This is a genomic window from Litchfieldella qijiaojingensis (assembly GCF_014651875.1).
Lineage (GTDB): Bacteria > Pseudomonadota > Gammaproteobacteria > Pseudomonadales > Halomonadaceae > Litchfieldella > Litchfieldella qijiaojingensis.
Map to the genome: position 1 here is coordinate 145,483 of NZ_BMXS01000002.1, position 24,619 is coordinate 170,101.

Below are 24,619 nucleotides of genomic sequence, written 5' to 3' on the forward strand. Positions count from 1 at the left end.
CGGCACGACAGGAGGTGGCTCCCGGCCGGCATGTAACGCGCTCGCGATATTACACGCGAATGATGGCGGGATAGACGGGAGGCCCACGGCGGGTCAACACGTCGTGGGCGGCACTGGATCGGCTGGGAGGGGCATTGCGATGAGCCTGGGATTGGCGCAAGCGGGGCTGCGGAATCCTCGCCCGTGGCTGCCAGCGATAGCGTCGAGCAACTCGTCGGGATTCGGCTCGGATCGCCTCCGGTGCCAGCAGACAGATCTGCACGATGCGCTCGGCATGACGGGCGGCATCCCCCGCAACCAACCCCGCCGGCAACAGGCAGCCGACCAGCAAGCCCGCCAGCCACCAGCGCGAACGAACGCGGCGGCGTGCTGCCGTTGACTCACTGGCAGCAGAGACTGGATCTGTCGCGTGGTCAGTCAGGGTCATGCTGTTGGCGGACTCCCGGACATGCTAGGCTTTGTGCGCATCTGCGCTTCGTCACTCTTCGACCACCGGCGACGGCCCATGGCTTATCGTCGGTTGGCACCCTAAGGGCAAGCACATGAGTATAAAGGTTAAGCGTTTCCGCGCCCAGCCCATGTCAGCATTGCTGTCGGGCGGCGGCGAACTGGGGGGTCTGATGCGCATGGCCTCGCTGATCGAGCGCGCGCAAAGCGAGTTACGCGAACACCTTCCCGAGGAAGTGCGTCCACATGTCTTCGTCGGAGGCTACCGCGAAGGCAAGCTCACCCTCATCACCGACCGTGCCGTATGGCTGACTTGGCTGCGTTATGAACAGCCGAGACTGCTAGCGTTACTGCAGCGGCGCCCTGAATTCGAGGCGGTACTCGGTTTCAACTTCAAGGTCCGGCCGGTGCGCCCACCCAAGGTTCCTACCCGCAACACCCGTCGGCTCCCGGCAAGAGCCGCAGACGAACTATCGAGTTGTGCTCGAGATACCGAAGACCCTCGTCTTAAACGTGCTCTGGAGCGCCTCGCCTCGCACGCCGAACAGCAAGACGAGCCAACCAAGAGCACCGAATAACGAAAAACGCCACCTCAATGTGAGGCGGCGTCAGAACCCTGGCGTAACGATAAAAAATGGTGACTAGACCATGGCGGGGGCCGCGTAGGAGATAGGCGCCCGCTCGGTTTCGTTTTCGAAGGTGACGATCTCCCAAGCATCCGGCTGTGCCAGCATGGCACGACAAAGCTGGTTGTTGAGCGCATGTCCGGACTTCACGCCACGGAACTCACCGATCAAGCTGTAGCCCAGTTGGTAGAGATCGCCGATGGCGTCGAGCACCTTATGCTTGACGAATTCGTCGTCGTAGCGCAACCCACCCTCGTTCACGATACGGTAATCGTCGACGACGATAGCATTGTCGAGGCTTCCCCCCAACGCCAAGTTGTGGGAACGCAGAAACTCGAGATCACGCATGAAACCAAAGGTCCGCGCCCGCGATACTTCCTTGACGAATGACGTGGTGGAAAAATCGACCTCGGCGCTCTGCTTCTGCAACTCGATGACCGGATGGTCGAAGTCGATGGCAAAGGACACCTTGAAACCGTTGTGCGGCAGGAAGATCGCTTCCTTGTCATCCTCGCGGACGGCGATTTCACGCTTGATACGGATGAACTTCTTGGCCGCGCTCTGTTCTTCGATCCCCGCCGACTGGATGAGGAACACGAAAGGACCCGCACTACCGTCCATGATCGGCACCTCAGGGGCGCTGACATCGACGAAGGCATTGTCGATGCCTAGGCCAGCGAATGCCGACATCAGGTGTTCGACGGTCGCCACCTTGACGCCATCCTGTGAAAGCGCCGTGCACAACGTCGTGTCGGTGACGTTTTCCGCACGGGCGGCGATACGCACCTCCGGGTCGAGATCGGTGCGCACGAAGACGATGCCGTTGTTTGCCGGCGCCGGGCGCAAAGTCAGATAGACCTTCTCACCGGAGTGCAACCCCACCCCGGTGGCGCGAATGGTGTTCTTGAGGGTTCGTTGTCTGATCATGAGTAACCGCCAGGTGATGATTTAATTATCAAACACCGTTCACTATAACAGCGAACGAGCGTTTCAACAAAAAAATGATACCTGGCGCTTCCTATCCCCCTCATAGCACCGCTCAATCAGCCTGACGACGCAAGAAAGCTGGAATATCGAGGTAGTCATCAAGCTCCTGGGACTTGCGCTTGTCGCTACGCGGGCCGGCGGCTTCCTGCTCAGACTTGGCGGCCTGCTGGCGCATCACCGTGGGCTGCTGCAACTTGCGATAGTCCGTCGGCTCGGGACGCTTGGCAACGCTCTCTCGTGGCGCAGCCTTCTGTTGGCGCCCTTCGAGCCCCGCAGCCACTACTGTCACGCGAAGCTCATCGGACATTTCCATGTCGATGGAAGTGCCCACCACGATAGTCGCGTCCTGGGAAGCGAACTCCTGAACGGTAGCCCCGACATCGTTGAACTCGCCGATAGAAAGGTCGGGACCAGCCGTGATGTTGACGAGGATGCCGCGTGCGCCATGCAGGTCGATATCTTCCAGCAACGGACTGCGGATGGCCTTCTCGGCGGCTTCGCGAGCCCGGTTCTCCCCGGTAGCTCCTCCGGTACCCATCATCGCCATGCCCATCTCGGACATTACGGTGCGCACGTCGGCAAAGTCGACGTTGATGATACCTGGACTGGTGATCAATTCGGCGATGCCCTGCACGGCACCAAGCAGGACGTCGTTGGCGGCGCTGAATGCTGAAAGCAGGCTAGCGTTCTTGCCCAGCACGGCCAGCAGTTTCTCGTTGGGGATGGTGATCAGCGAGTCGACATGCTCGGAAAGCTCTTTCATGCCCTCCTCGGCGGCCCGCATGCGCTTGGGCCCCTCGAAGGGGAAGGGACGTGTGACCACTGCCACGGTCAGAATTCCTAGCTCCTTGGCTACTTGAGCCACCACGGGAGCCCCTCCGGTACCGGTACCTCCTCCCATGCCGGCGGTAATGAACACCATGTCGGCGCCATTGATCAGCTCAGCGATCCTTTCACGATCCTCCATTGCCGCCTGGCGGCCAACATCGGGATTGGCACCGGCCCCCAGACCCTTGGTGATCTCGCTACCAAGCTGGAGAACGGTCTTGGCCGCTACGCGCTTCAATGCCTGGGCATCGGTATTGGCGCAGATGAACTCCACGCCTTCGATGCTGCTTTCCACCATATGATTGACGGCGTTGCCGCCGCCGCCACCGACACCGATCACCTTGATGACCGCGCTGCTTGAGGGTGCGTTATCTACCAGTTCGAACATAAGACCCGTCTCCTGGACCTTTTGCGGCCCCTGTCAGAAATTTCCTTTGAACCAGCCCTTGATTTTGTCCAGCGCCGGAACACCTTCCATGATCCCACGCCGGGAGACGTCCTCCCTCTTCGGCTGAGCCGATACTACACGGCCATGCCCGAGCCTGGCGTCACGCATTCCATAATGTAGCAAACCCACGCCGGTGGAATAAATCGGGTTACGGACCACATCGGCCAGGCCGCGTACATTCTGCGGGCAGGCAATACGTACCGGCATGTGGAAGATTTCCTCAGCCAGTTCGACCACGCCTTCCATGCGTGCGGTGCCGCCAGTCAACACCACCCCGGCGGCCACCAAGTCTTCGTAGCCACTACGACGCAACTCTTCTCGTACCAAGGTGAAAAGCTCTTCGTAACGTGGCTCAACGACCTCGGCCAGCGCCTGACGCGACAGATCCCGTGCCGGGCGATCACCAACACTTGGCACTTTGATCATTTCATCGCTTGATGCAAGCTGTGTCAGCGCACAGGCGTACTTAACCTTGATATCCTCGGCATACTGCGTCGGCGTACGCAACGCCATGGCAATATCGTTGGTCACCTGGTCGCCGGCGATGGGAATCACCGACGTATGCCGGATCGCTCCCTCGGTAAATACCGCGATATCGGTCGTTCCTCCACCAATATCCACCATGCAAACGCCCAATTCACGTTCGTCTTCGGTGAGCACGGCATGGCTTGAGGCGAGTTGCTCGAGAATGATGGCATCGACCTCGAGCCCGCAGCGACGCACGCACTTTTCGATGTTCTGCACAGCATTAAGCGCAGCCGTGACCAGATGAACACGAGCTTCCAGACGCACCCCGGACATGCCCAGTGGCTCGCGGATGCCCTCCTGGGTATCGATGGCGAACTCCTGAGGCAGCACATGCAGAACCCGTTGTCCCTCGGAGATGGCCCTTGCACGTGCCGAGTCGATCACCCGTTCGATATCCGAAGGCGTGACTTCACGGTCCTTGATCGCGACGACACCGTCGGAATTCATGGAACTGATGTGACTGCCGGCCACGCCGACATAAACCGAGTGAATATCACAACCGGCCATCAGTTCGGCTTCTTCCACGGCGCGCTGAATCGATTGCACGGTCGACTCGATATTGATGACCACCCCTTTCTTCATACCACGAGAAGGGTGCGAGCCGATGCCTGCAATTTCGATTCCACCATCGTCGGTGGGTTGTCCCACGATCGCCACGACCTTGGATGTTCCGATATCCAGCCCGACTACCATATTGGAAGCATTGTATTGTCCTGCCATGGGTCGGGTTTACTCCTCGATCTTAATTCGGGTTTAGCGTCCATTTAAGAGCACAATGAGACATTGAGCCAATTATAGGAACAACTAGGGTTGTTTAACCAGCCCAGTTGGAAAACAGATGCCAGAATACGGAGGTTTTTATCCAAAAGAAACACCCCAATGGCCTGATTGGCGGGAGTTGACCAAAGAAAACGCTTCAGGAACCTTCCGACTCGACGACCTCCCCTGTTTCCGTTTCGCCATGCCAGGCAACGGCCACCCCATTGGGATAACGCAGGTCGATGTAGCGAATTTGCGACGCTTGAGCACCAAGCTGTCGCTCCCAGGCAGCACGTAAACGCGACAGCCTCGCATGTCGATCGTTGCGACCCAGCATGACCCAGACACTGTCATCAAGCTGGAAACGCCAGGCTCCCCTCGCTTCAAGACGCAACTGGGTAATCTCCAGCCCCAAGGCAGAAAAACGCGGCTGAAGATAGTCATAATACGCCAGAACCTCGGCACCACTGCCCTCGGGACCTGCTAGATCGGCAAGACCAAGGGGAGGAGAGACCGGGCCAAAGGCAAAAGGCTCGCCTTGGTGATTGAGCAGAAAGGTATCGTTCCAGCGTGCGACCGGCTTCTGTTCGATCAGCTCGAAGGCGAGCGCATTGGGCCATTCCCGCGACACCCGTACCTCGGCCAGCCATTCGATATCGCGAGCACGACGACGTAAATCCCCGAGGCTCACCGACAGCCAAGTCTGCCCTTGAATCAGCGGTGAAAGCTCCTCGCGCAAATAGGCAGCACTGACATGTGTCAAATCGCCCCGGATCGAGACTCGCTCAATGGGGCGGTCGAGCCATAACCATAAGGCGCGACCACCAGCCACCAGCAATACCAGAAGCAGTATCAGCCCCGGCAAGGAGCCACGCAATACTGACATGAACGATCAACTTTCCAGAGAAGTATCGAGAATCGCGAGAACCAACGCATCGAAGTCCAATCCGGCATGAGCGGCCGACTGTGGGACCAGACTGTGATCGGTCATGCCGGGAATGGTATTGACCTCCAGCAGCCAGAACTGCCCGTTGGCATCGCGCATCACATCAACGCGTCCCCAACCGTGGCCACCGATGGCCGCGAAGGCCCGACGAGACAGCGCCCCCAACTCCTCCTCCTCGACGCTAGAGAGGCCACACGGCAAGTGGTACAAGGTTTCACTGGAGAAGTACTTGGCCTCATAGTCGTAGAACCCGCTGGGTACTTCGACACGGATCGCCGGCAACACTCTGTCACCCAACAGCGACACCGTATATTCCGCCCCGTCGATAAAACGCTCGGCCATCACTTGGGCATCGTACTGCGAGGCTTCACGATAGGCCGCCTCCAGGGAAGTACGGCTATCGACGATACTGATGCCCAGCGTCGACCCTTCATGCACCGGTTTGACGATCAAGGGCAAGCCTAGCGACTCACATACCCCGGACCAGTCCGCTTCGGCATCGAGGATCACGCTCTCCGGCGTCGGCAGACCTACCGCGCGCCAGACCTGCTTGGTACGCAGTTTGTCCATGCCCAGCGCCGAAGCCAGCACACCACTACCGGTATAAGGAATCTTGAGCAACTCCAACGCCCCCTGCAGGGAGCCATCCTCGCCACCTCGGCCATGCAGGGCGATGAAGACACGATCCGGCCGCAGTGCCTCCAGGCCAGCAAGGCCGCCGGTCGCCAAGTCGTAGCCATGTACCTCGATATCGCTGCGCTGGAGCGAGGCCAGTACCGCATTGCCGCTGATCAGCGATACCTCGCGTTCGGCGGAGTCGCCACCATAGACGACGACGACTCGACCGTAGTCGAGATGCCCTGCCACTTGCCGGCTCATAGAGATACCTCGTCGAATTTCAATTGAGCCTGTGCCAGGCACAGGGCGATCCCCCCCACGTCACCGGCTCCTTGGGTAATCAGAATATCGTCGGGGCGCAGAACCCGAGACAACAGGCCCGGCAACTCGGCCTTGCTTTCGACGAACAGCGGGTCGACCTGCCCTCGCTGACGGATCGAGCCCGCCAAAGTACGCCCTTCGGCACCCGGGATCGGTGCCTCACCAGCACTGTAGACATCAAGCAACAACAGGATGTCGACCTCGGAAAGTACCTTGACGAAATCCTCGTAGAGATCCCGGGTGCGAGTATAGCGATGCGGCTGGTAGACCATCACCAAGCGCCGCTTCGACCAACCGGCACGCACCGCCTTGATGACCATTTCCACTTCTCGGGGGTGATGGCCGTAGTCGTCGACCAGCATCACCGCGCCTTCGCCTGAAGGTGCGGAAAACTCACCATGGACCTGGAATCGCCGCCCCACACCGGCAAAGCCGGCAAGCCCCCGCAGAATGGCGTCATCGTCGACCCCAGCATCACTGGCCACCACGATCGCCGCCAGGGCATTCAGGGCATTGTGCTCCCCCGGCATGGCCAAACGCACGTCCAATGGCGCCATCCCCTCGGGACGCAAAGCGGTGAAACTCACCTCACCGGCCGTCTGCACGAAGTCGACGATACGGTAATCGGCATCCTCACTGAAGCCGTAGGTGACGAATTGGCGGTGTACCTGGTCGAGTAGCCCGCGCACCTGTTCATCGTCGATGCACAAGACCGCCAATCCATAGAATGGGAGATTGTGCAGAAACTCGATGAAGGTCCCCTTGAGGCGCTCGAAATCCCCACCATAAGTGGCCATGTGGTCGGCATCGATATTGGTAACGATGGCAACCATGGGTTGCAGGTGCAGGAAAGAGGCATCCGACTCGTCGGCTTCGGCGACCAGATAATCCCCTTCCCCCAGGCGAGCGTTGGTTCCGGCGCTGGTCAAGCGGCCACCGATCACGAAAGTCGGATCGAGACCGGCCTCGGCCAGCAGTGTGGCGGTGATGCTGGTGGTGGTGGTCTTGCCATGAGTACCGGCCACGGCGATGCCATGTCGGAAGCGCATCAGCTCGGCCAACATTTCGGCGCGCCGCACTACCGGAATGCGATGTTCATGGGCCCAGCGAATCTCTGGATTGTCCTGATCCACCGCCGTCGATACCACCACGACATCAGCATCCTCGACATTCTCGGCGTCATGGCCGATGACCACCCGGATTCCGCAACCGCGCAGATGCTCGATCACCGGAGAGACCCTCAAGTCGCTTCCACTGACCTGGTAGCCCTGATTGAACAGTACCTCGGCGATGCCGCACATGCCGACCCCACCGATACCGACGAAATGGATGCGCCGGATACGCCGCATGCCCAAGGCACCAGCCCCACGACGACGCTGCCGCCTGGACGACGACACTGCTTGTTGGTTATCGCTCAAAACTTGTCTCCATACAGCCATCCACCAAGCGCTGAGTGGCGTCGAGCCGGGCACTGGCTCGAGCCGCCGTCGCCATGGTGGCAAGAATCCGAGGGTCGAGCAGCCTTTCCAGGCACTCGGCCAAAGAGGTGGCCGTCAGGCTGGATTGCGCCATCAACTCGGCTCCGCCAGCCTCGACCAATATTCGGGCATTGGCCGTCTGATGATCGTCCACCGCGTAGGGAAAGGGAACCAACAAGGACGGCTTGGCCGCCGCAGCAAGCTCGGCCACGGTCAGTGCGCCTGCACGACACACGACCAGATCAGCCCAATCGTACGCCGCTGCCATGTCATCGATAAAGGTCGACACCTCCGCCGTCACGGCGTGCTCCTCATAAGCCCGGCGTGTTGCCCGGTCCTTGTCGCGACCCGCCTGGTGACGCACTTCGGGCCGACTGGTTTCTGGCAGACGCGCCAGTGCCGCCGGCAGCGTCTCGTTCAACGCCAAGGCCCCCAACGAACCCCCAACCACCAGCAGGCGCAAACGCCGCCCTTGCATTGCCGATTGGGAACGCGGCACCTCCCCCAATGCGGCGATATCGATGCGTACCGGGTTGCCGATCACCTCGCTTCGGCCCACGGGAAAGGCGCCAGGGAAAGCGGCATAGACATGCTTCGCCAAACGTGACAGTACCTTATTGGTCAAGCCCGCCACGGCGTTCTGCTCATGAATCACCAATGGGCGTCGCATCAACCAGGCCGCCAGACCGCCGGGGCCACTGGCAAAGCCTCCCAGCCCCACCACCAGTTGCGGATCGTAATAGGCAATCACGTGCCGTGCCTGCCATACCGCTCGCACCAACCGAAGTGGCGCCAGCAGCCAGCCGGATGCGCCCTTGCCACGCAACCCTGCCACCGAAATGCAATGCAACGGAATGCCGGCCGCCGGCACCAACCGATTCTCGATACCTTGCGGACTGCCCAGCCACTCGACCCGCACCCCCTTGTCGGTCAGCGCCTTGGCCAATGACAGGGCCGGGATCACATGCCCTCCGGTGCCACCGGCCATGATCAGTGCCCGCCGCTGTGGGTTATGCGTCACTTGCGCGCTCCTTGCGAATTGGAAGAAGTAGCGGAAGTTCCCGCCTTCGGCGCAGTCGGGCTCGCTCGCCTCACCGCCCGGCGAGTTTCGATATCGACCCGCAGCAGCATCCCCACCATGATGCAACTGACCAGCAGGCTCGACCCCCCATAGCTGAGCAACGGCAGGGTCAGTCCCTTGGTTGGCAGCATGCCGGTGCTCACGGCAATGTTGATGAAGGCTTGGGAGCCAATGACCAAGGCGATACCGTAGCTGAGATAGGCTGCGAACGGCAATCGCGCCAGTTCGGCGCGCCGTCCGACCGACAGTGCGCGGTAGATCAAAAGCGCGAACAGCCCAACTACCGCGATGGCCCCCAAAAGCCCCAGCTCCTCGGCGATCACCGCGAATACGAAATCGGTATGCGCTTCGGGCAGGTAAAAAAGCTTCTGGACGCTGTTACCCAACCCCAGCCCCAACCAATGGCCACGACCATAGGCGATCAACGCCTGGGTCAACTGATAGCCGCTGGCAAACTGGTCCGCCCAGGGGTCGGCAAAGCTGGTGAGGCGCGCCAGGCGATAAGGTTCGGCAATCGCCACATAAAAGCCGAGTGCCACGACTCCCGCCATCAACATCACGAAACGCCCGAGCGGCGCACCTGCCATCAGCAGCATCCCCATGACGCACCCGGTCATGACCACCACGGCCCCATAGTCGGGCTCGAAGATCAGCAGCAAGGCAACCACCATCGTCACCACCAGCGGCCGCATGAAGGCTCCCCATTCGCGGCGCACCTGGGGCAGGAAGCGCTCCAGATAACCCGCCATATAGGTAATCAGGAACAGCTTGGCGACTTCGGAGGCCTGCAGATTGAAGGGCACGCCGGGGATCGACAGCCAGCGCTTGCTGCCGTTGATCTCGCGGCCCACCACCAGCACCAGCACTAGCAGTGCCATGCCGACCAGCAGCAAAAAAGGCCCGTTGACCCGCCACCAGGCAAGCGGCACACGAATCACCAACAGTGCGGCCAGCAATGACACCAATACGAAAATGCCATGGCGAATACTGAAGTAATAGGGGTTGCCTGTCAGGCTGGAAGCCACTTCGGTGGAGGCCGAGGTCACCATCACCCAGCCTGTAAGCAACAACGCCAGTGCGGCAACGGCCAGCCAGCCATCGCAGGGCTGATCAGGCATCGGGAAGCGAATCCTGCTCTTGCTAGCGCTCACGCCCGCCTCCTCGAATATTCGATCACCCAGCGGCGAAATACCTCGCCACGCTCCTGGTAGTTGCTGAACTGATCGAGACTGGCACAGGCCGGCGACAGCAGAACGCAATCTCCCGCTTCGGCGATCGTCGCCGCTCGCTCCATGGCTGCGGCCAGGTCGATGACTCGGGAAGTCGCCACTCTCTCCTGCAGAGCACATTGCAGCGCCTGGGCGTCACGCCCGAAGAGTATCGCCTCACGCGCGTAACGGCTAAGCGGCTCGGCCAGCGGCGTGAAATCAGCTCCCTTGCCCACACCGCCCGCGAGCAGAACCAACTTGCCGGACAGGGCCGCTCCCAAGCCATCGATGGCCGCCAGTGTCGCTCCGACATTAGTGCCCTTGGAGTCATTGATCCAGGAAACGCCCTCGACCTCGGCCACCAACTCGCCGCGATGCGGCAGCCCCGGAAAACGTTCGAGGACTTCAAGCATCGCCGTCATCGGTAGTCCCAAGCGGTGCCCCATCGCCAGAGCCGCCAACGCATTGGCCTGGTTGTGGCGCCCCTTGATTCGTAACGCATGACACGGCAGTAACGGTTCAGCGCCCCGCATCAGCCAAGCACTTGCACCACTGCCATCATCATGCTCGGCAATTCCCCATTCGTCGGCATCGGGAGCGCGTATCGTGAACCGATCCAATGCCGGCAAAGGGGTCTCTGGCCAAGTCATGGGATCCTCGGCGTTGACCACAGCGTGCCGAGCACCGCGGAAGATGGGGAGTTTGGCAGCGCGATACCCCGCCATGTCGCCATGGCGATCAAGGTGGTCGTCGGACAGGTTGAGAAAGGCAACGGTCTCGGCGCCCAGGCAAGGCGTGGTCTCGAGTTGGAAACTGGACAACTCCAGCACATAGAGATCGGCATCGGGCTGGTCGTGAAGCAGGTCCAGCGCCGGAGTGCCGAGATTACCGCCCACCGCGACGTTCCAGCCGGCAGCCCGCGCCATCTCTCCCAGCAATGTGGTGACCGTCGATTTGGCATTCGAGCCAGTGATGGCGGCGATCGGCGCCCGGCAGTCGCGCACGAACAGAGCGATCTCGCCGACCACCAAGGACTCGCCGGAGGCGATCCGCACGCGATCTCCGAGGCCCTCTAACCCTGGACTATCCGGGGCGACACCGGGGCTGAGCACCACCTCCTCCACCTCGCTGAGATCAAGCTGAGCCAGGGAGCCGCAGTGAACCTCCACCCCAGGGTGGGCGGCATGGAAATCATCAACACCCGGTGGTGTTGCACGAGTATCGGCGAGCATGAAAGGAATGCCCTTACGGGTCAGGTGTCGGGCAATCGCACGGCCCGACACTCCAAGTCCCACGACCAGGGTCGTTCCGGCTGGCACCTTATGCATTCCGCACTCCTCGAATCCACCCCCGACGCCTCCACCACGTTGCACGCATCAACGAATCTTGAGGGTCGCCAACCCCAACAACACCAGCACCACGGTGATGATCCAGAACCTGACGATGACCCGTGGCTCCGGCCAGCCCTTGAGTTCGAAGTGATGATGCAACGGAGCCATGCGGAAGATGCGTCGACCAGTGAGCTTGTAGGACCCCACCTGGAGGATCACCGACACGGTTTCCATGACGAAGACCCCACCCATGATGAATAGCACGATCTCCTGGCGCACGATTACCGCGACCACCCCGAGCGCCGCTCCCAGGGCCAGCGCCCCGACATCGCCCATGAACACCTGGGCCGGGTAGGTGTTGAACCACAGGAAACCGAGCCCGGCGCCAGCGATGGTACCGCAAAATACCGCCAGTTCGCCGGCTCCCGATATCATGGGGATATGCAGATATTCGGCGAATACCGCGTTGCCACTGGCATAGGCAAACACCGATAGCCCCATGGCGACCATCACGGTAGGCATGATGGCCAGCCCATCGAGACCATCGGTAAGGTTGACCGCATTGGAGCTACCGACGATCACGAAATAGGTCAGCACCAGATAGAAGACCCCCAGCGGCAACACGATGTCCTTGAACAGCGGCACGATCAGGCTGGTCTCCACCGGTCCCGCGGCGGTCACGTACAGGATGCCAGCCGCCGCCAAGCCAATCACCGACTGCCAGAAATACTTCCAGCGAGCCGGCAGGCCTCGCGGGTTCTTCTCCACCACCTTACGATAGTCATCGACCCAGCCGATGGCCCCGAAGCCCAGGGTCACCGCCAATACCACCCACACATAGTGGTTGACGAGATCGCCCCACAGCAACGTGCTGATGGCGATCGCCATCAAGATCATCGCCCCGCCCATGGTCGGGGTACCGGCCTTGGATAGATGCGATTGCGGCCCATCGTCACGTACCGCCTGGCCAATCTGACGCTCGACCAGACGGCGAATCATCGATGGTCCCAGCCACAGGCACAACAGCAGGGCCGTGAGAGCCCCCAGAATCATGCGCAGGGTAAGATAATTGAAGACGTTGAAGGCGCTTTGGAATTGCGCCAGAAAGTTAGCCAGATAAAGCAGCATGTATCGCATTCACCTTGGTGCATCACTGCGCAATGCGGTCACCAGTCGTTCCATGCCGGCACTGCGCGATCCCTTGACCAGCACGCTGGCCCCCGGCGGTAGACGATCCCGGGCATGGCGCGCCAACGCCTCCCAGTCGTCGAAATGATACCCGCCCATGCCAAAGGCCTGCGAGGCCGCTCTGGCCGGCTCCCCCAAGGTGGCAAGGACATCGATCCCCAACTGACGTGCGTACTGTCCGACTTCGGCGTGCAGCGACTCGCTCGCCTCTCCCAATTCGCCCATCGCCCCCAACAAGCACCAACGGGGGCCTGGCAACTCGGCCAGCAGCTCCAACGCAGCCCTGACCGCACCGGGGTTGGCATTATACGTATCGTCGAGCAAACGTGTCGCCTTGATGCCTGACACTACCGCCATGCGCCCCGGCAGCGGTTGCAGAGCGGACAGGCCAACCACCAGCTCACTCTCGGGCAGCCCCATGGCCGTCGCCGCGGCCGCCGCCGCCAGCGCGTTGATCACGTTATGCCGACCCAGCAAGGCGAGCTGTACCCGCCCCAACACCCGACCGTCGAACACAAGCGTGAAAGCATAGCGCCCCAACTCGTCGGCTACCAGTTCATTCGCGGTCATGCGTGCCCGGGGAGACAGACCGAAGTCGATGACTTCGCGAGATGCGGCCAGGCGCCGCCACACTGAAAAGAAGACATCGTCGCGGTTGAGGACCGCCACTCCATCGTCAGACAAGCCAGCCAGGATCTCGGCCTTGGCCTGGGCGATCCTGCCCATGCCGCCGAACTCCCCCACATGGGCACCCGTGACGTTGGTGATCACTGCGACATTCGGTGCGGCCAGGGCCGCAGTCCAGGCGATCTCACCGAGATGGTTGGCCCCCAGTTCAATAACCGCTTGACGGTGGCTCTTGCCTAGCCCCAGCAATGTCAGGGGCGCCCCGATATCGTTATTGAGATTGCCTCGCGTGGCCAGCGTATCGCCCTGTCTGCTCAACAGAGCGGCGAGCATCTCCTTGACCGTGGTCTTGCCGCTGTTGCCAGTCACTGCCACCAGGCGCCCGCCCCATGTCTGGCGGCACGCCTGGGCCAGCACCCCCAATGCCAGGCGTGTATCGGCGACCACCAATTGCGGCAGTGGATCCTCCACCGGATGAGACACGATCGCGGCAATGGCGCCGGCCTCGCGTGCTCGAGCCAGGAAATCATGACCATCGAAGTGTTCGCCAACCAGAGCGACGAAGAGATCACCACGAGACAAGGTCCGGGTATCGCTGACAATGCCGGCGACCGCTCGATCACCGCCGGGTGGGCAATCACAGCCCAGCACCCTGGCCAGCTCGTCCAGGGTCTCGAGTCCGCAGCCGCTCATGCGCGTGCCTCCCGGTGCCCGAGAGCCGCTTCGGCGATGGCAACATCCGAGAAAGGATGACGGATGCCGGCAATCTCCTGATAAGGCTCGTGCCCCTTCCCGGCAATCAGGATCACGTCCTCGGGGGCGGCCTCGGCAATCGTCCATTCGATTGCCGCTTGACGCCCGGCGACCTCCCACGCCGCCTGGCGACCCTCGGCTGTCAACCCTTCGAGAATCTGTAGCCTAATTGCCTCGGCTGACTCGTGGCGTGGATTGTCGTCGGTAATCACCAGCCGCTCGGCCCTGGTCTCGGCAATCTGTCCCATCAAGGGGCGCTTGCCGGTATCGCGCTCACCGCCACAGCCGAATAGACACCACAGGCACCCTCGATCATTGCGAGTTCCCAGATGCGCACGCAAGCCCTGCAAGGCGTTGTCCAACGCATCCGGCGTGTGAGCGTAATCGACCACTACACTGGGCATGCCTGGGCGGGTCAGCAACTGCATGCGACCCGGTACTGGCGATAACTTGCCGGCGGCCAAGCTCAACGCATCAAGACTTTCGCCCAGACCATGAAGCACCGCCATCGCCAACAGCACGTTGTCCAGGTTGAAACGCCCCATCAGTGGCAAATCCAGGACGAATTCGCCGTCCGGGCCAGCAATCAAGGCACGCTGGCCCGACTCATGAGGCAGCCATTCGAGTACCCGCAGCGTGGTGACTTCGTCCTGACCAGTGGCCAGTACACGCACACCAGCCCCCAATCCGGCGAGCATCAGGCGAGCGAGCGAATCGTCGGCGTTGACCACCGCCAACTCGAGTTCAGCCCGCTTGAAGAGCTGAGCCTTGGCCGCGGCATAAGCGGCCATGCTGCCATGGTAATCGAGATGGTCACGACTTAGGTTGGTGAAAACACCGGCACGCAGACGACAGCCTTCCAGACGCTGCTGTTCGAGCGCATGTGAAGACACTTCCATGGCCACCCGCGTAATGCCGCCAGCGGCCATTTTTCCGAGGTAAGCCTGCAAGGCCAGCGGCCCCGGAGTCGTCAGTCCGCCTTCCCGCAGTTGACCGGGACGCCCATACCCCAAGGTACCGACCAAACCACAGGGCTTGCCCAACGCCTCGCTCAGTGCAGCGATGTAATGAGTAACGGAACTCTTGCCATTGGTGCCAGTGACACCGATCACTTCGAGTTCGTCGGGCACCTCGAACAGTGACCGCCCCAACTCGCCCTGCAGCATCTTGAGACCTGGCAGAAGCAGGACGCGGGGATCCTCGGCGCCGGCCACAGTAGCATCGTCGTCATGGTGGCAAAGTACCAGCGCCGCTCCAGCGGCCAACGCCTGAACGATATGGTCGCGGCCATCGGCGCGTACACCCGGCACTGCCACAAAGACATCACCGGGCCCCAGTTCCCGGCTGTCGAGCACCAGGCGTAATGAGCCTTCGACCGTCGCGGGCCAGGTCGCCGTGACTCCAGGCCACAGGCGCTCGAGGCTCTCGATGAGTTGCTGACACTCGACCTGCATTGCAGTGGTTCTCCCTGATTATGAACGTCGAGACCGGTACGCCGGGATTACGGCGTGGACGATGCTGAATCGTGCTGGTCGGGAGGCACATCGAGCAGGCGCAAAGCACTGCCAGTCACCTTCGAGAACACGGGTGCCGCCACGGCACCGCCATAATATTCGCCACCGCGCGGGTGGTCGATCATCACCACGGTGACGATACGAGGATCGGAAACCGGGGCAATGCCGACAAAGACACTGCGATAGACATCCTCCTGATAGCCTTCACTCGAGGTCTTGCGAACCGTGCCGGTCTTGCCCGCCACCCGATAGCCAGGCACCCCGGCACGGCGCGCGCCAGTCCCCGGCTGCACGGATTCTTCGAGGATACGCAACAAGTCATGTGCCACTTGAGGGTCGATGGCCGGCGTGCCGCTTGGTGCCTCGGGCAGTTTGAGCAACGAGGGCATTAAGCGTACGCCATCGTTGGCGATGGCGGTATAAGCGCTAGCCAGTTGCAGCGCCGACACCGACAGACCGTAACCATAGGACAACGCGGCCCATTGGCTACGTGACCAGCGCACGGGAGCCGGCAAGCTACCGGTGGCCTCGCCGGGGAACCCTGTCTCCGGACTTTGGCCCAGCCCCAGAGCCCGGTACTTGTCCGCCACCAAGGGGTCATCAAGCTGCAGGACCAGCTTCGACATGCCGATATTGGACGACTTTTCCAGGATGCCGGCCAGATCGAGTTCTCCGTAGTTGCGGACATCACGAATGGTGTAACGGTCTATACGCATCCAGCCCGGCGAGGTATCGACCACGGTATCTCGATCGAACTGCCCGCTTTCAAGGATCGCGGCCATGGCCAGCGGTTTCATCACCGAACCGGGCTCGAAAACATCGACGATGGCCTGGTTGCGCAACCCTCGAGGGTCCAGCCCCGCTCGGTTATTGGGGTTGTAGGAGGGCTGGTTGGCCATCGCCAGGACTTCGCCGGTACGCGCATCCATCATCACCAACGTCCCACCATCGGCATCATGCTCGGCCACCGACGCTTTGAGCTCACGATAGGCCATGTACTGCAAGCGCTGGTCGATGGACAACACCAGATCGCCGCCTGGCTTGGCTTCGCGCAAAAGATGCAGGTCACGCACCAACTGCCCCTTGCGGTCCTTGAGCACACGCCGCTTCCCTGGCGTACCGGCCAGATAGGGGTGGTAGGCCAGTTCCAGTCCTTCCTGACCCCGATCGTCGACATTGGTTACCCCCAGTAACTGGGCCGTGACCTCGCCGGAGGGGTAGTAACGCTTGTACTCGTTCTGGGCATAGACACCTGGCAGGTTCAAATCGAGTATCCGCTGAGCGGCTTCGGGGGTCATCTGGCGGCGCAGATACATGAACTCACGTTCGCTGTAGCGCTCGACCCGAGCATTGAAGCCGTTCAAGTCGGTACCCAGCGCCTGCGCCAGCATCAACCGCTGGATATTGTCGGGTGGCAGCTCCTGGGGATTGGCCCATAACGTGACCACTGGCGTCGAGATGGCCAGAGGCTCACCATGTCGGTCGGTGATCATGCCACGGTGAGCACTGATGGACTCGACCCGCAGCGTACGCGCATCCCCCTGCCCCTGCAGGAAGGTGCGGTCGATGACATGCAGGTCAACGATGCGTCCCACCAACACCCCCAATGCCAGTACCACCAACACCAGCATGAACCCGTAGCGCCCGCCACCCAGCGGCTGAACGGGAGGCGGCCGGCGCGGGGTCACGGCATCACTTGCATTGGCTCTCATGGTCGGATGACCTCGACTTCATCGACATCCGGCACGCGCATTTCGAGACGCTCGACAGCCAGCCGCTCGATCCGCGCCGGCGACGACCAGGCGCTCTCTTCGAGCAGCAACTGTCCCCATTCGGTCTGCAACTGGTTCTGCTCGCGCTCGAGGCGTTGCAGGCGCGCATATTGCTCGCGAGTCAGATGGCTGGAGGTGATGACCGCCATGGCACTGGCCAGCACAAGTAGCACCAGCAATGCCACCATGGCAAGTGGCCAGCCCGGACGGGCTCCAATGCGCCAGTCGATGTCGGGTAGGAAAGATCGTCCCTGATTCATGGCTCGTCCTCAGACACGCTTGCGTGCAACTCGCATGACGGCACTGCGCGCACGGGGGTTTGCCTCGACCTCCTCGACTCCCGGCCGCATGGCCTTGCCTACCGGCTCGAGGCGCTTGACAATCTGATCATCGCGAATCGGGATGCCACGCGGCAAGTGCATATCACCACGCGCGTGATCGCGGATGAATCGCTTGACACGCCGGTCCTCCAGCGAGTGAAAACTGATCACCACCAGGTGACCGCCGGGAGCGAGTGCCTCGAGCGCGGCATCGAGTGCGGCATCTAGCTGCTCGAGTTCGCCATTGATATGGATACGCAACGCCTGGAAAGCCCGGGTTGCCGGATGTTTGCCCTTCTCCCAGGCAGGATGGGCGGTCTTGATGACCTCGGCCAGATCCTGGGTACGCTCGAAGCTCCGTTCTTGTCGGCGCTCGACGATGGCATTGGCCAGACGTCTAGCGAAACGCTCCTCCCCATAGGTCTTGAAAACCCGCGCGATCTCACTGGCGCTGGCTCGAGCCAGCCAACTAGCGGCGCTCTCCCCTTGGGTCGGGTCCATGCGCATATCCAGCGGCCCGTCGCGCAGGAAGCTGAAGCCACGCTCGGGATCGTCGAGCTGTGGCGACGACACTCCGATATCGAGCAAGATGCCGGACAACCGGCCATGCAAGTCATGACGCTCGGCGAACGTGGCCAGGCGCGAGAACTCGCCTTGCTCGATGGCAAAGCGAGGATCATGGATATTACGGGCCTCGGCCAACGCTTGAGGGTCGCGGTCAATGGCCAGCAGCCGCCCCTCGGGCGACAGACGTTCGAGAATCGCCCGTGAATGCCCGCCTCGTCCGAACGTGCCATCCAGATAGGCACCCGACGGATCATGCACCAACGCTTCCACGGCCCCGTCGAGCAACACGCTGGCATGACGGTAGGAAACGGAAGGCGGAGCGGTTTCGGATGGCGGCATGCGATACTCGGAAAAGGCAACCAGGGATAATGATGAAGCAGCCGGATACGCCGCAGGCTGAGCGAAGAGGGGGAGTCGGCCGCTAAGCCGGGTTCTGTCGTGGACAGCCATTCATCTAGGAACCGCGTCACCGCAGTCCTCCAGCAACCTACCCGAACCCAGCGCGGGCCACGCCATTGGGTTCCTATTTGGTCTTGCTCCAGGTGGGGTTTACCGTGCCACGCACTGTTACCAGGCGCGCGGTGCGCTCTTACCGCACCCTTTCACCCTTACCGGCAGCCGAAACTGCTTAGGCGGTCTGCTCTCTGTTGCACTTTCCGTCGGCTCGCGCCGCCCAGGCGTTACCTGGCACCTTGCCCTGTGGAGCCCGGACTTTCCTCCCCCGACACAAGGTCGGCGGCGACTGTCAGGCCAACTCCCAGCAGCGAAGAATAACAGCGCGACGAGCGCCCCTCAAGCACCGTCCTTGAGTGCTTGCACTCGCTCGTACCAAGACCTCTTGGTACCACCCAGGACACGCGCCGCCACACCAGCGATCTGCTTGACGCCCATCCCCTCGGCGAGCAAGGCCGACAACAGTGTGGAGGCCTCGATCTCGCTGCTGCTTTCCTCCTTCGCCGGCGGCGCACCGGCCACCATCACTACGAACTCACCACGCGCCTGATCGGGGTCGTCGTTCATGGTGGCCAACAAATGGTCGGCATCGCCTTCCAGAAACGTTTCGAAGGCCTTGGTCAGCTCACGCCCGAGCACTAGGTGACGCGAACCGAATACGGTGGCGATATCCTCGAGGGTGTCGCGGATACGATGTGGCGACTCATAGAACACCAACGTCTCGTCGCGCTCGACCAACGCTTCGAGCCGTGCCCGCCGCGCTCCCCGCTTGGCCGGCAGGAAGCCGTTGAACAGGAAGCGGTCGGTCGGCAGTCCGGCCGCTGATAGCGCCGTCACCAAGGCACACGGCCCCGGAACCGGCACGATGCGATGTCCGGCACGGCGCAACTCGCGTACCAGCACGAACCCCGGATCGCTGATAAGAGGTGTACCCGCATCGCTGACCAACGCAACGTCTCTTCCCGAACGCAGATGCTCGGCAATTCTCTCGACGCGGCTCGCCTCGTTGTGCTCATGCAGCGAAAGCAGGGGGCACACCACACCAAGATGACGGAGCAGCCGCGCGCTATGCCGGGTATCCTCCGCTGCCACCAGTGTCACCGTACCAAGCACTTGTGCTGCACGGGGCGATAGGTCGTCGAGATTCCCAATCGGCGTAGCGACCACGTACAATGCCCCGTAAGCTGAATCTGTCATTGCGATTCCGAAAGTCAGTTATCGAAACTAGGGATAAGATTGATGGAAAAATCGCGTCGCGGTCTGCTGGCCGTTGCCCTACTCATGTTAATGGTCGCAGGCTGTGCACCAATGGACTTGGTCGAACGCGTCTCCGAGCCCGAGCCGGCCGAACTGCTGCAGCAGGCCGAGAATCAGTCATCCGAGCAAGCTGCCGTCACGCGCCTGGAAGCGGCGGACATTCTAGCACGCCGCGGTCAGTCGCAGCAGGCGCTTGATGTCGTCGGCAAGCTGGACGCCGAACGCCTTGCTCCTGAAGCGCGCATCCGCTGGGCACTATTGCTGTCCGAATTGGGCTTTGACCACGACGACCCCTGGAGCGTTATCCGGGCTGCCCAGGTGCTCGATGACGACCTCCCCTTCTCGCGGGATCAACGCCTCACCCTACGCTATCGCCAGGGCCTGGCATTGGGTATGGTCGGCGAATCCCGGGCTGCCAGTGAATCGCTGCTCAACGTTCAAGCCGCCACCGACAGCACCGAGCTCAATGATGCGATCTGGAAGCAACTGATACGACTCGGTCGCCCGGCGCTCGATGAGTTGGGCCGCGCCCCGGACGAACTGACCGCCGGATGGCTGTCGCTGGTTGAACTGCAACGTCGCAGTGGCAGCGATATCGATCGTCTGTTCCGCCAGTTCGAGCAGTGGCGCGAACGCAATAGCGGCCATCCAGCCGCTCGCCGCCCGCCCTCGGATCTGATGGCGCTGCGCGAGCTGCGTGGCCGCGAAGTACGCCATATTGCCATCTTTCTACCGGAATCCGGGCCACTCGAGAACGTCGCGCGACAAATCCGCGAGGGTATTCAGGCGCGTCACATGCAAGCTGTCAACGATGGCGAAACCACGCCGCGACTGACCTTTCTCGACACCAGTCAAAACGACCTGGAAAGCCTCTACGCCGAAGCCACCATGATTGGAGCACAAGTGGTGATCGGCCCCCTAGACAAGGAACAGGTCACCAAACTGGAGAGCCGCGATGACGTACCTCTGCCAACTCTGGCGCTGAATTATGGTAATGGGCAACGCAACAACGCCCGAAACCTCTACCAGTATGGCTTATCCGCCGAAGACGAAGCCCGCCAGGTAGCACGTCGGGCCTATGCCGATGGCCATCGACGTAGCGCCGTACTGATCCCCAACAACGAATGGGGCACGCGTGTAGGCGACGCCTTCCGCCAGGTCTGGCTCGAACAAGGGGGCGAGATCGGCTCCACGATCCGCTACAACCCACAAGCACCGGTCGCCAGTGCCGTGGAGCCGCTACTCAATGTACGCGGTGAACGCGCCCACCTCGATGGCATCGACATGCTGTTCCTGCTGGCCCTGCCCAGCTATGCCCGCCAGGTGCCACCGACTCTGGATTACTACTACGCCGGAGACCTACCGATCTACGCCACGTCGCACCTCTTCGAGGGGCGCCCGCGACCACGCGACGACCATGATCTCAACGATGTGCTGTTCGTCGACATTCCCTGGCTGATTCCCGATGCCGCGGTCGGTGGCGAAGAAGCCCTTCCCTTCCTGTCCAGCTATCGGGGACTACGCGAGGGTAACGACCCCTCCTTGCTCAAGTTGGCCGCCATGGGGGTCGATGCCTATGAACTGGGACGACGCCTGCCGCAATTCCAGATCATTCCCGGCAGCGAGCTGTTCGGCGCCACCGGTACGCTGAGAGCTGCCAGCGATGGCCGCATTCATCGTCAGCTCCCTTGGGCGCGTTTCATCGATGGGATTCCCCAGCCGCCCTTGCGCGACGGGTTGCTTCTCGACGGTTTGGGCGAGGGTTCGATGGATGGCCAAGCCAACTGATGCCCGCGCCCGCGGTGCCGCTGTCGAACGTGCGGCAGCGGCCTGGCTGGCGGCGCGGGGCTTGACGCTCATCGCTCACAACCAGCACGCCAAGGGCGGTGAACTGGACCTGGTGATGCGGGATGGCGAGACCCTGGTGTTCGTCGAAGTCAAGCACCGCACCGATACACGCCATGGCCATCCTCTGGAGATGGTCACGGCCAGCAAGCAGCGGCGCCTGGTCAAGGCGGCGCGTTTTTATCTCCACCGCAACGGACTATCATGTCCGTGCCGCTTCGACGTGATCGCCGCGACCGGTCATGCCCCTGACCTGGACTTCGAATGGGTCCAGGCAGCCTTCGAAGCATATTGATGGCCATAGGACCTGCGAGACAATGGATTTCCAAGCACGCATTCTCGGGCACTTCAACGCCAGTATCGACACCAAGACCTACGCCAGTGAAGTCTTGCCTCCCTTCATCGAAGTCGCCAGCCAGATGATGGTGCAGTGTCTGGTCAACGAGGGCAAAATCCTTGCCTGCGGAAATGGCGGTAGCGCCGGCGACAGCCAACACTTCTCCTCGGAGCTGCTCAACCGCTTCGAACGAGAGCGCCCTAGCCTGCCGGCTCTCGCCCTGACCACTGACACCTCGACGCTGACCTCGATCGCCAATGACTACAGCTACAATGAAGTCTTCTCCAAGCAGATTCGAGCCTTGGGCCAGCCTGGAGACATCCTGCTGGCCATCTCTACCAGCGGCAACTCCGCCAACGTGATACAGGCCATTCAGGCCGCCCATGATCGCGACATGGCTGTTGTCGCCCTGACCGGACGCGACGGTGGCAACATGGCCTCACTGCTCGGCCAGGACGACTGCGAGATTCGCGTACCCGCCACTTCGACAGCGCGCATCCAGGAGGTACACCTGCTGGTGATCCACTGCCTGTGCGATCTCATCGACGAACAACTCTTTGGCAGTAGCGAGTAATGACTATGAAAAAAGGACTCTTCACCTCAGTCGTACTGGGACTGGCCCTGACCATCGGTGGCTGCGCTTCCATCACGAGCGCCACACATCAGGGGCCAATCGACGAGAATTACGGAGAACGCACCTTCGGCAGTCAAGTCGAGGACCAGAGCATCGAGACCAAGATTAGCCACAATCTTGGCAGCCAGGACGCGCGATTCAACGATGCCCACGTCAATGTCGACAGCTACAACGGCATAGTGCTGCTTACCGGTCAAGTGCCCAGCCAGGAGCTCAAGGACAAGGCCACCAGCATTGCCCAGGCTGTGCGCAACGTTCGCCAGGTGCACAATGAGCTAACGGTGGCTGCCAACGCGCCAATTGCCCAGCGAACTACCGACACATGGGTTACAGCACGTATCCGCACCCGCCTGATCGCCAATGAAAACATCGATGCGGGGCGCATTCGCGCCACCACCGAGAACGGCAGCGTTTATCTGATGGGGCTCGTGACCCACGCCGAGGGTGACCGTGTCGTCAACGCGATCTCCGATATCGGCGGGATACAGCGTATCGTCAAGGTGTTCGAGTACATCGACTGACTTATAAAAGAAACGGCAGGCCATATGGCCTGCCGTTTCGTATACCACTTTCCCCTCGCGCGGTGACCGCCACCTTACTTGATGACGCGCAACGATGGGCGCCCCTTGGGAGGCGTCTCGTCACGCTCGGACGATTCGGTCGCCCCCTCCTCGCCATCCACGCTGGACAGTGTCGGGCGCTCTTCCTCAGCTTCACGCGATGGCTCGACATATCCCGGCATCACCGGTTCATGCCCGAATACCATCCCGACACCGTTCTCACGAGCATAGAGTGCTACCAGCGACTCCATAGGCACCACGACCTGCATCGGTTGCCCACCGAAGCGCGCGTTGAAGGTGATGGCTTCGTTTTCCATGTACAGGTCACGAACCGCCGTCGGTGCAACGTTGAGCACGATCTGGCCATTCTGCACGAACTGTTCCGGTACCATCACACCCTCGCGCTCAGCATCGACGACGATATAAGGGGTCTGGTCATTATCCAGCAGCCATTGATACAAGGCCCTGGCGAGATAAGGACGACTCGACAACATGCCAGTCCCTCCTCTTTGGGTCGGTTTGGCAGGGAACCGCAGCCCCAACTGCCAAGACGGGTTCAGGTACGCATTTCGCGTTCGGTTTCCGACAGTGAGGCCTTGAAAGCCTCCCGCGTAAAGACACGCTCCATATACGCCACCAACGGCTTGACCTGCTTCTCGGGCAGTTCAATCCCCAATGCCGGCAAACGCCATAGCAGCGGTGCCAGACAGCAATCCACCAGCGAGAACTCCTCGCTCATGAAGTAGGGCATATCCTCGAAAATCGGCGCGATGCCCACTAAGCTTTCGCGCAGCTCCTTGCGCGCCTTGTCCGCATCCTTCCTGGCGCCACTCTGGATCTGTTCGACCAGCGGACACCACTCACGTTCGATGCGGTGCATCCACAGCCGACTCTGAGCGCGTGCCACCGGATAGACCGGCAACAGGGGTGGATGCGGAAAACGTTCGTCCAGGTACTCCATCATCACCTTGGACTCATAGAGCACCAGGTCACGATCAAGCAGGGTCGGCACGCTATTGTAGGGATTCAGGTCCGCAAGCTCCTCGGGATGATTGTCTTCCGTGACATCCAGGATGTCGACGGCAACGCCCTTCTCCGCCAGAACGATACGTACACGATGACTGAAGTGGTCATCACTGCCGGAGTAGAAGGTCATCGACGACCGCTTGGCCACTACACCCATGAA

24 protein-coding genes and 1 other RNA gene are annotated in these 24,619 nt (G+C 61.3%); 5 read left to right on the plus strand and 20 right to left on the minus strand.

Going from position 1 to position 24,619, the window contains the following annotated elements:
* Positions 1–49: 49 nt before the first annotated feature.
* Entirely contained in the window at positions 50–427 is a 378-nt protein-coding gene (locus IE093_RS03055) for a hypothetical protein (protein WP_189466093.1), read from the minus strand.
* A gap of 115 nt (positions 428–542) precedes the next feature.
* Between IE093_RS03055 and IE093_RS03060 the strand changes: the two genes are divergently transcribed.
* On the plus strand, positions 543–1,025 hold the full coding sequence (locus IE093_RS03060) for a DUF721 domain-containing protein (RefSeq protein WP_189466095.1): 483 nt from the start codon (positions 543–545) through the stop codon (positions 1,023–1,025).
* 63 nt (positions 1,026–1,088) lie between these two features.
* Here the strand turns inward: IE093_RS03060 and lpxC are convergent, their stop codons facing one another.
* The 17 genes from lpxC to rsmI all read right to left on the minus strand — a co-directional run bounded on the left by lpxC (position 1,089) and on the right by rsmI (position 19,997).
* Positions 1,089–2,000, minus strand: a complete 912-nt coding sequence (gene lpxC, locus IE093_RS03065) for a UDP-3-O-acyl-N-acetylglucosamine deacetylase (protein WP_189466097.1) — start codon at positions 1,998–2,000, stop codon at positions 1,089–1,091.
* A gap of 112 nt (positions 2,001–2,112) precedes the next feature.
* The gene (gene ftsZ / locus IE093_RS03070) at positions 2,113–3,276 is read right to left on the minus strand and encodes a cell division protein FtsZ (protein WP_189466099.1); all 1,164 of its coding nucleotides are present in this window, start codon (positions 3,274–3,276) and stop codon (positions 2,113–2,115) included.
* A gap of 33 nt (positions 3,277–3,309) precedes the next feature.
* Complete coding sequence (ftsA, locus tag IE093_RS03075) at positions 3,310–4,584, minus strand: cell division protein FtsA (protein ID WP_189466100.1); 1,275 nt, start codon at positions 4,582–4,584, stop codon at positions 3,310–3,312.
* Positions 4,585–4,780: 196 nt separating this feature from the next.
* Complete coding sequence (locus IE093_RS03080; RefSeq protein WP_189466102.1) at positions 4,781–5,509, minus strand: cell division protein FtsQ/DivIB; 729 nt, start codon at positions 5,507–5,509, stop codon at positions 4,781–4,783.
* A gap of 6 nt (positions 5,510–5,515) precedes the next feature.
* Positions 5,516–6,448 (minus strand): D-alanine--D-alanine ligase, encoded by a 933-nt coding sequence (locus IE093_RS03085; protein WP_189466104.1) that lies wholly within the window; start codon positions 6,446–6,448, stop codon positions 5,516–5,518.
* On the minus strand, positions 6,445–7,857 hold the full coding sequence (gene murC / locus IE093_RS03090; RefSeq protein ID WP_229803223.1) for a UDP-N-acetylmuramate--L-alanine ligase: 1,413 nt from the start codon (positions 7,855–7,857) through the stop codon (positions 6,445–6,447). Before murC ends, IE093_RS03085 begins: the two co-directional genes overlap by 4 nt.
* A gap of 58 nt (positions 7,858–7,915) precedes the next feature.
* Positions 7,916–8,974, minus strand: a complete 1,059-nt coding sequence (gene murG, locus IE093_RS03095) for an undecaprenyldiphospho-muramoylpentapeptide beta-N-acetylglucosaminyltransferase (protein ID WP_189466462.1) — start codon at positions 8,972–8,974, stop codon at positions 7,916–7,918.
* 29 nt (positions 8,975–9,003) lie between these two features.
* Positions 9,004–10,185: a putative lipid II flippase FtsW gene (gene ftsW, locus IE093_RS03100; protein WP_189466464.1), complete on the minus strand. Its 1,182-nt coding sequence runs from the start codon at positions 10,183–10,185 to the stop codon at positions 9,004–9,006.
* Between the two features lie 29 nt (positions 10,186–10,214).
* Positions 10,215–11,603 carry a UDP-N-acetylmuramoyl-L-alanine--D-glutamate ligase gene (gene murD, locus IE093_RS03105; RefSeq protein WP_189466109.1) on the minus strand — a complete coding sequence of 463 codons (1,389 nt, stop codon included), beginning with the start codon at positions 11,601–11,603 and terminating at the stop codon, positions 10,215–10,217.
* Positions 11,604–11,651: 48 nt separating this feature from the next.
* Positions 11,652–12,734 carry a phospho-N-acetylmuramoyl-pentapeptide-transferase gene (mraY, locus tag IE093_RS03110; RefSeq protein ID WP_189466111.1) on the minus strand — a complete coding sequence of 361 codons (1,083 nt, stop codon included), beginning with the start codon at positions 12,732–12,734 and terminating at the stop codon, positions 11,652–11,654.
* Positions 12,735–12,743: 9 nt separating this feature from the next.
* Positions 12,744–14,114, minus strand: a complete 1,371-nt coding sequence (locus IE093_RS03115) for a UDP-N-acetylmuramoyl-tripeptide--D-alanyl-D-alanine ligase (RefSeq protein WP_189466113.1) — start codon at positions 14,112–14,114, stop codon at positions 12,744–12,746.
* Positions 14,111–15,628 (minus strand): UDP-N-acetylmuramoyl-L-alanyl-D-glutamate--2,6-diaminopimelate ligase, encoded by a 1,518-nt coding sequence (locus tag IE093_RS03120; RefSeq protein ID WP_189466115.1) that lies wholly within the window; start codon positions 15,626–15,628, stop codon positions 14,111–14,113. The genes IE093_RS03115 and IE093_RS03120 overlap by 4 nt, the downstream gene beginning before the upstream one ends.
* 47 nt (positions 15,629–15,675) lie before the next feature.
* On the minus strand, positions 15,676–17,400 hold the full coding sequence (locus IE093_RS03125; RefSeq protein ID WP_189466117.1) for a peptidoglycan D,D-transpeptidase FtsI family protein: 1,725 nt from the start codon (positions 17,398–17,400) through the stop codon (positions 15,676–15,678).
* Positions 17,397–17,720, minus strand: coding sequence for a cell division protein FtsL (gene ftsL, locus IE093_RS03130; RefSeq protein WP_189466119.1), 324 nt, complete (start codon positions 17,718–17,720; stop codon positions 17,397–17,399). Before ftsL ends, IE093_RS03125 begins: the two co-directional genes overlap by 4 nt.
* A gap of 9 nt (positions 17,721–17,729) precedes the next feature.
* The gene (gene rsmH / locus IE093_RS03135; RefSeq protein WP_189466121.1) at positions 17,730–18,686 is read right to left on the minus strand and encodes a 16S rRNA (cytosine(1402)-N(4))-methyltransferase RsmH; all 957 of its coding nucleotides are present in this window, start codon (positions 18,684–18,686) and stop codon (positions 17,730–17,732) included.
* Positions 18,687–18,753: 67 nt separating this feature from the next.
* Positions 18,754–19,105: RNase P RNA component class A (rnpB, locus tag IE093_RS03140), an RNA gene on the minus strand.
* Positions 19,106–19,139: 34 nt separating this feature from the next.
* The gene (gene rsmI / locus IE093_RS03145; protein WP_189466122.1) at positions 19,140–19,997 is read right to left on the minus strand and encodes a 16S rRNA (cytidine(1402)-2'-O)-methyltransferase; all 858 of its coding nucleotides are present in this window, start codon (positions 19,995–19,997) and stop codon (positions 19,140–19,142) included.
* 42 nt (positions 19,998–20,039) lie between these two features.
* Between rsmI and IE093_RS03150 the strand changes: the two genes are divergently transcribed.
* Genes IE093_RS03150 through IE093_RS03165 form a run of 4 tightly spaced genes read left to right on the plus strand, consistent with a single transcriptional unit; the run spans position 20,040 to position 23,394 of the window.
* Positions 20,040–21,845, plus strand: a complete 1,806-nt coding sequence (locus IE093_RS03150) for a penicillin-binding protein activator (protein WP_189466124.1) — start codon at positions 20,040–20,042, stop codon at positions 21,843–21,845.
* Positions 21,829–22,197 (plus strand): YraN family protein, encoded by a 369-nt coding sequence (locus tag IE093_RS03155; protein ID WP_189466126.1) that lies wholly within the window; start codon positions 21,829–21,831, stop codon positions 22,195–22,197. Before IE093_RS03150 ends, IE093_RS03155 begins: the two co-directional genes overlap by 17 nt.
* A 22-nt stretch (positions 22,198–22,219) precedes the next feature.
* The gene (locus IE093_RS03160; RefSeq protein WP_189466128.1) at positions 22,220–22,813 is read left to right on the plus strand and encodes a phosphoheptose isomerase; all 594 of its coding nucleotides are present in this window, start codon (positions 22,220–22,222) and stop codon (positions 22,811–22,813) included.
* Positions 22,814–22,818: 5 nt separating this feature from the next.
* Positions 22,819–23,394, plus strand: coding sequence for a BON domain-containing protein (locus IE093_RS03165; RefSeq protein ID WP_308427190.1), 576 nt, complete (start codon positions 22,819–22,821; stop codon positions 23,392–23,394).
* 74 nt (positions 23,395–23,468) lie between these two features.
* On the opposite strand, the gene IE093_RS03170 is transcribed toward IE093_RS03165, so the two are convergent.
* Positions 23,469–23,927, minus strand: coding sequence for a ClpXP protease specificity-enhancing factor (locus tag IE093_RS03170; protein WP_189466132.1), 459 nt, complete (start codon positions 23,925–23,927; stop codon positions 23,469–23,471).
* A 62-nt stretch (positions 23,928–23,989) separates the two neighbouring features.
* Positions 23,990–24,616, minus strand: coding sequence for a stringent starvation protein SspA (gene sspA, locus IE093_RS03175; RefSeq protein WP_189466134.1), 627 nt, complete (start codon positions 24,614–24,616; stop codon positions 23,990–23,992).
* Positions 24,617–24,619: the final 3 nt, after the last annotated feature.

What these genes read in the sequence shown, in the direction of transcription:
- IE093_RS03055 (WP_189466093.1), bottom strand. Translation starts at nt 427, where the DNA reads ATGACCCTGACTGACCACGCGACAGATCCAGTCTCTGCTGCCAGTGAG.
- IE093_RS03060 (WP_189466095.1), top strand. Translation starts at nt 543, where the DNA reads ATGAGTATAAAGGTTAAGCGTTTCCGCGCCCAGCCCATGTCAGCATTG.
- lpxC (WP_189466097.1), bottom strand. Translation starts at nt 2,000, where the DNA reads ATGATCAGACAACGAACCCTCAAGAACACCATTCGCGCCACCGGGGTG.
- ftsZ (WP_189466099.1), bottom strand. Translation starts at nt 3,276, where the DNA reads ATGTTCGAACTGGTAGATAACGCACCCTCAAGCAGCGCGGTCATCAAG.
- ftsA (WP_189466100.1), bottom strand. Translation starts at nt 4,584, where the DNA reads ATGGCAGGACAATACAATGCTTCCAATATGGTAGTCGGGCTGGATATC.
- IE093_RS03080 (WP_189466102.1), bottom strand. Translation starts at nt 5,509, where the DNA reads ATGTCAGTATTGCGTGGCTCCTTGCCGGGGCTGATACTGCTTCTGGTA.
- IE093_RS03085 (WP_189466104.1), bottom strand. Translation starts at nt 6,448, where the DNA reads ATGAGCCGGCAAGTGGCAGGGCATCTCGACTACGGTCGAGTCGTCGTC.
- murC (WP_229803223.1), bottom strand. Translation starts at nt 7,857, where the DNA reads ATGCGGCGTATCCGGCGCATCCATTTCGTCGGTATCGGTGGGGTCGGC.
- murG (WP_189466462.1), bottom strand. Translation starts at nt 8,974, where the DNA reads ATGGCCGGTGGCACCGGAGGGCATGTGATCCCGGCCCTGTCATTGGCC.
- ftsW (WP_189466464.1), bottom strand. Translation starts at nt 10,185, where the DNA reads ATGCCTGATCAGCCCTGCGATGGCTGGCTGGCCGTTGCCGCACTGGCG.
- murD (WP_189466109.1), bottom strand. Translation starts at nt 11,603, where the DNA reads ATGCATAAGGTGCCAGCCGGAACGACCCTGGTCGTGGGACTTGGAGTG.
- mraY (WP_189466111.1), bottom strand. Translation starts at nt 12,734, where the DNA reads ATGCTGCTTTATCTGGCTAACTTTCTGGCGCAATTCCAAAGCGCCTTC.
- IE093_RS03115 (WP_189466113.1), bottom strand. Translation starts at nt 14,114, where the DNA reads ATGAGCGGCTGCGGACTCGAGACCCTGGACGAGCTGGCCAGGGTGCTG.
- IE093_RS03120 (WP_189466115.1), bottom strand. Translation starts at nt 15,628, where the DNA reads ATGCAGGTCGAGTGTCAGCAACTCATCGAGAGCCTCGAGCGCCTGTGG.
- IE093_RS03125 (WP_189466117.1), bottom strand. Translation starts at nt 17,400, where the DNA reads ATGAGAGCCAATGCAAGTGATGCCGTGACCCCGCGCCGGCCGCCTCCC.
- ftsL (WP_189466119.1), bottom strand. Translation starts at nt 17,720, where the DNA reads ATGAATCAGGGACGATCTTTCCTACCCGACATCGACTGGCGCATTGGA.
- rsmH (WP_189466121.1), bottom strand. Translation starts at nt 18,686, where the DNA reads ATGCCGCCATCCGAAACCGCTCCGCCTTCCGTTTCCTACCGTCATGCC.
- rsmI (WP_189466122.1), bottom strand. Translation starts at nt 19,997, where the DNA reads ATGACAGATTCAGCTTACGGGGCATTGTACGTGGTCGCTACGCCGATT.
- IE093_RS03150 (WP_189466124.1), top strand. Translation starts at nt 20,040, where the DNA reads ATGGAAAAATCGCGTCGCGGTCTGCTGGCCGTTGCCCTACTCATGTTA.
- IE093_RS03155 (WP_189466126.1), top strand. Translation starts at nt 21,829, where the DNA reads ATGGCCAAGCCAACTGATGCCCGCGCCCGCGGTGCCGCTGTCGAACGT.
- IE093_RS03160 (WP_189466128.1), top strand. Translation starts at nt 22,220, where the DNA reads ATGGATTTCCAAGCACGCATTCTCGGGCACTTCAACGCCAGTATCGAC.
- IE093_RS03165 (WP_308427190.1), top strand. Translation starts at nt 22,819, where the DNA reads ATGAAAAAAGGACTCTTCACCTCAGTCGTACTGGGACTGGCCCTGACC.
- IE093_RS03170 (WP_189466132.1), bottom strand. Translation starts at nt 23,927, where the DNA reads ATGTTGTCGAGTCGTCCTTATCTCGCCAGGGCCTTGTATCAATGGCTG.
- sspA (WP_189466134.1), bottom strand. Translation starts at nt 24,616, where the DNA reads ATGGGTGTAGTGGCCAAGCGGTCGTCGATGACCTTCTACTCCGGCAGT.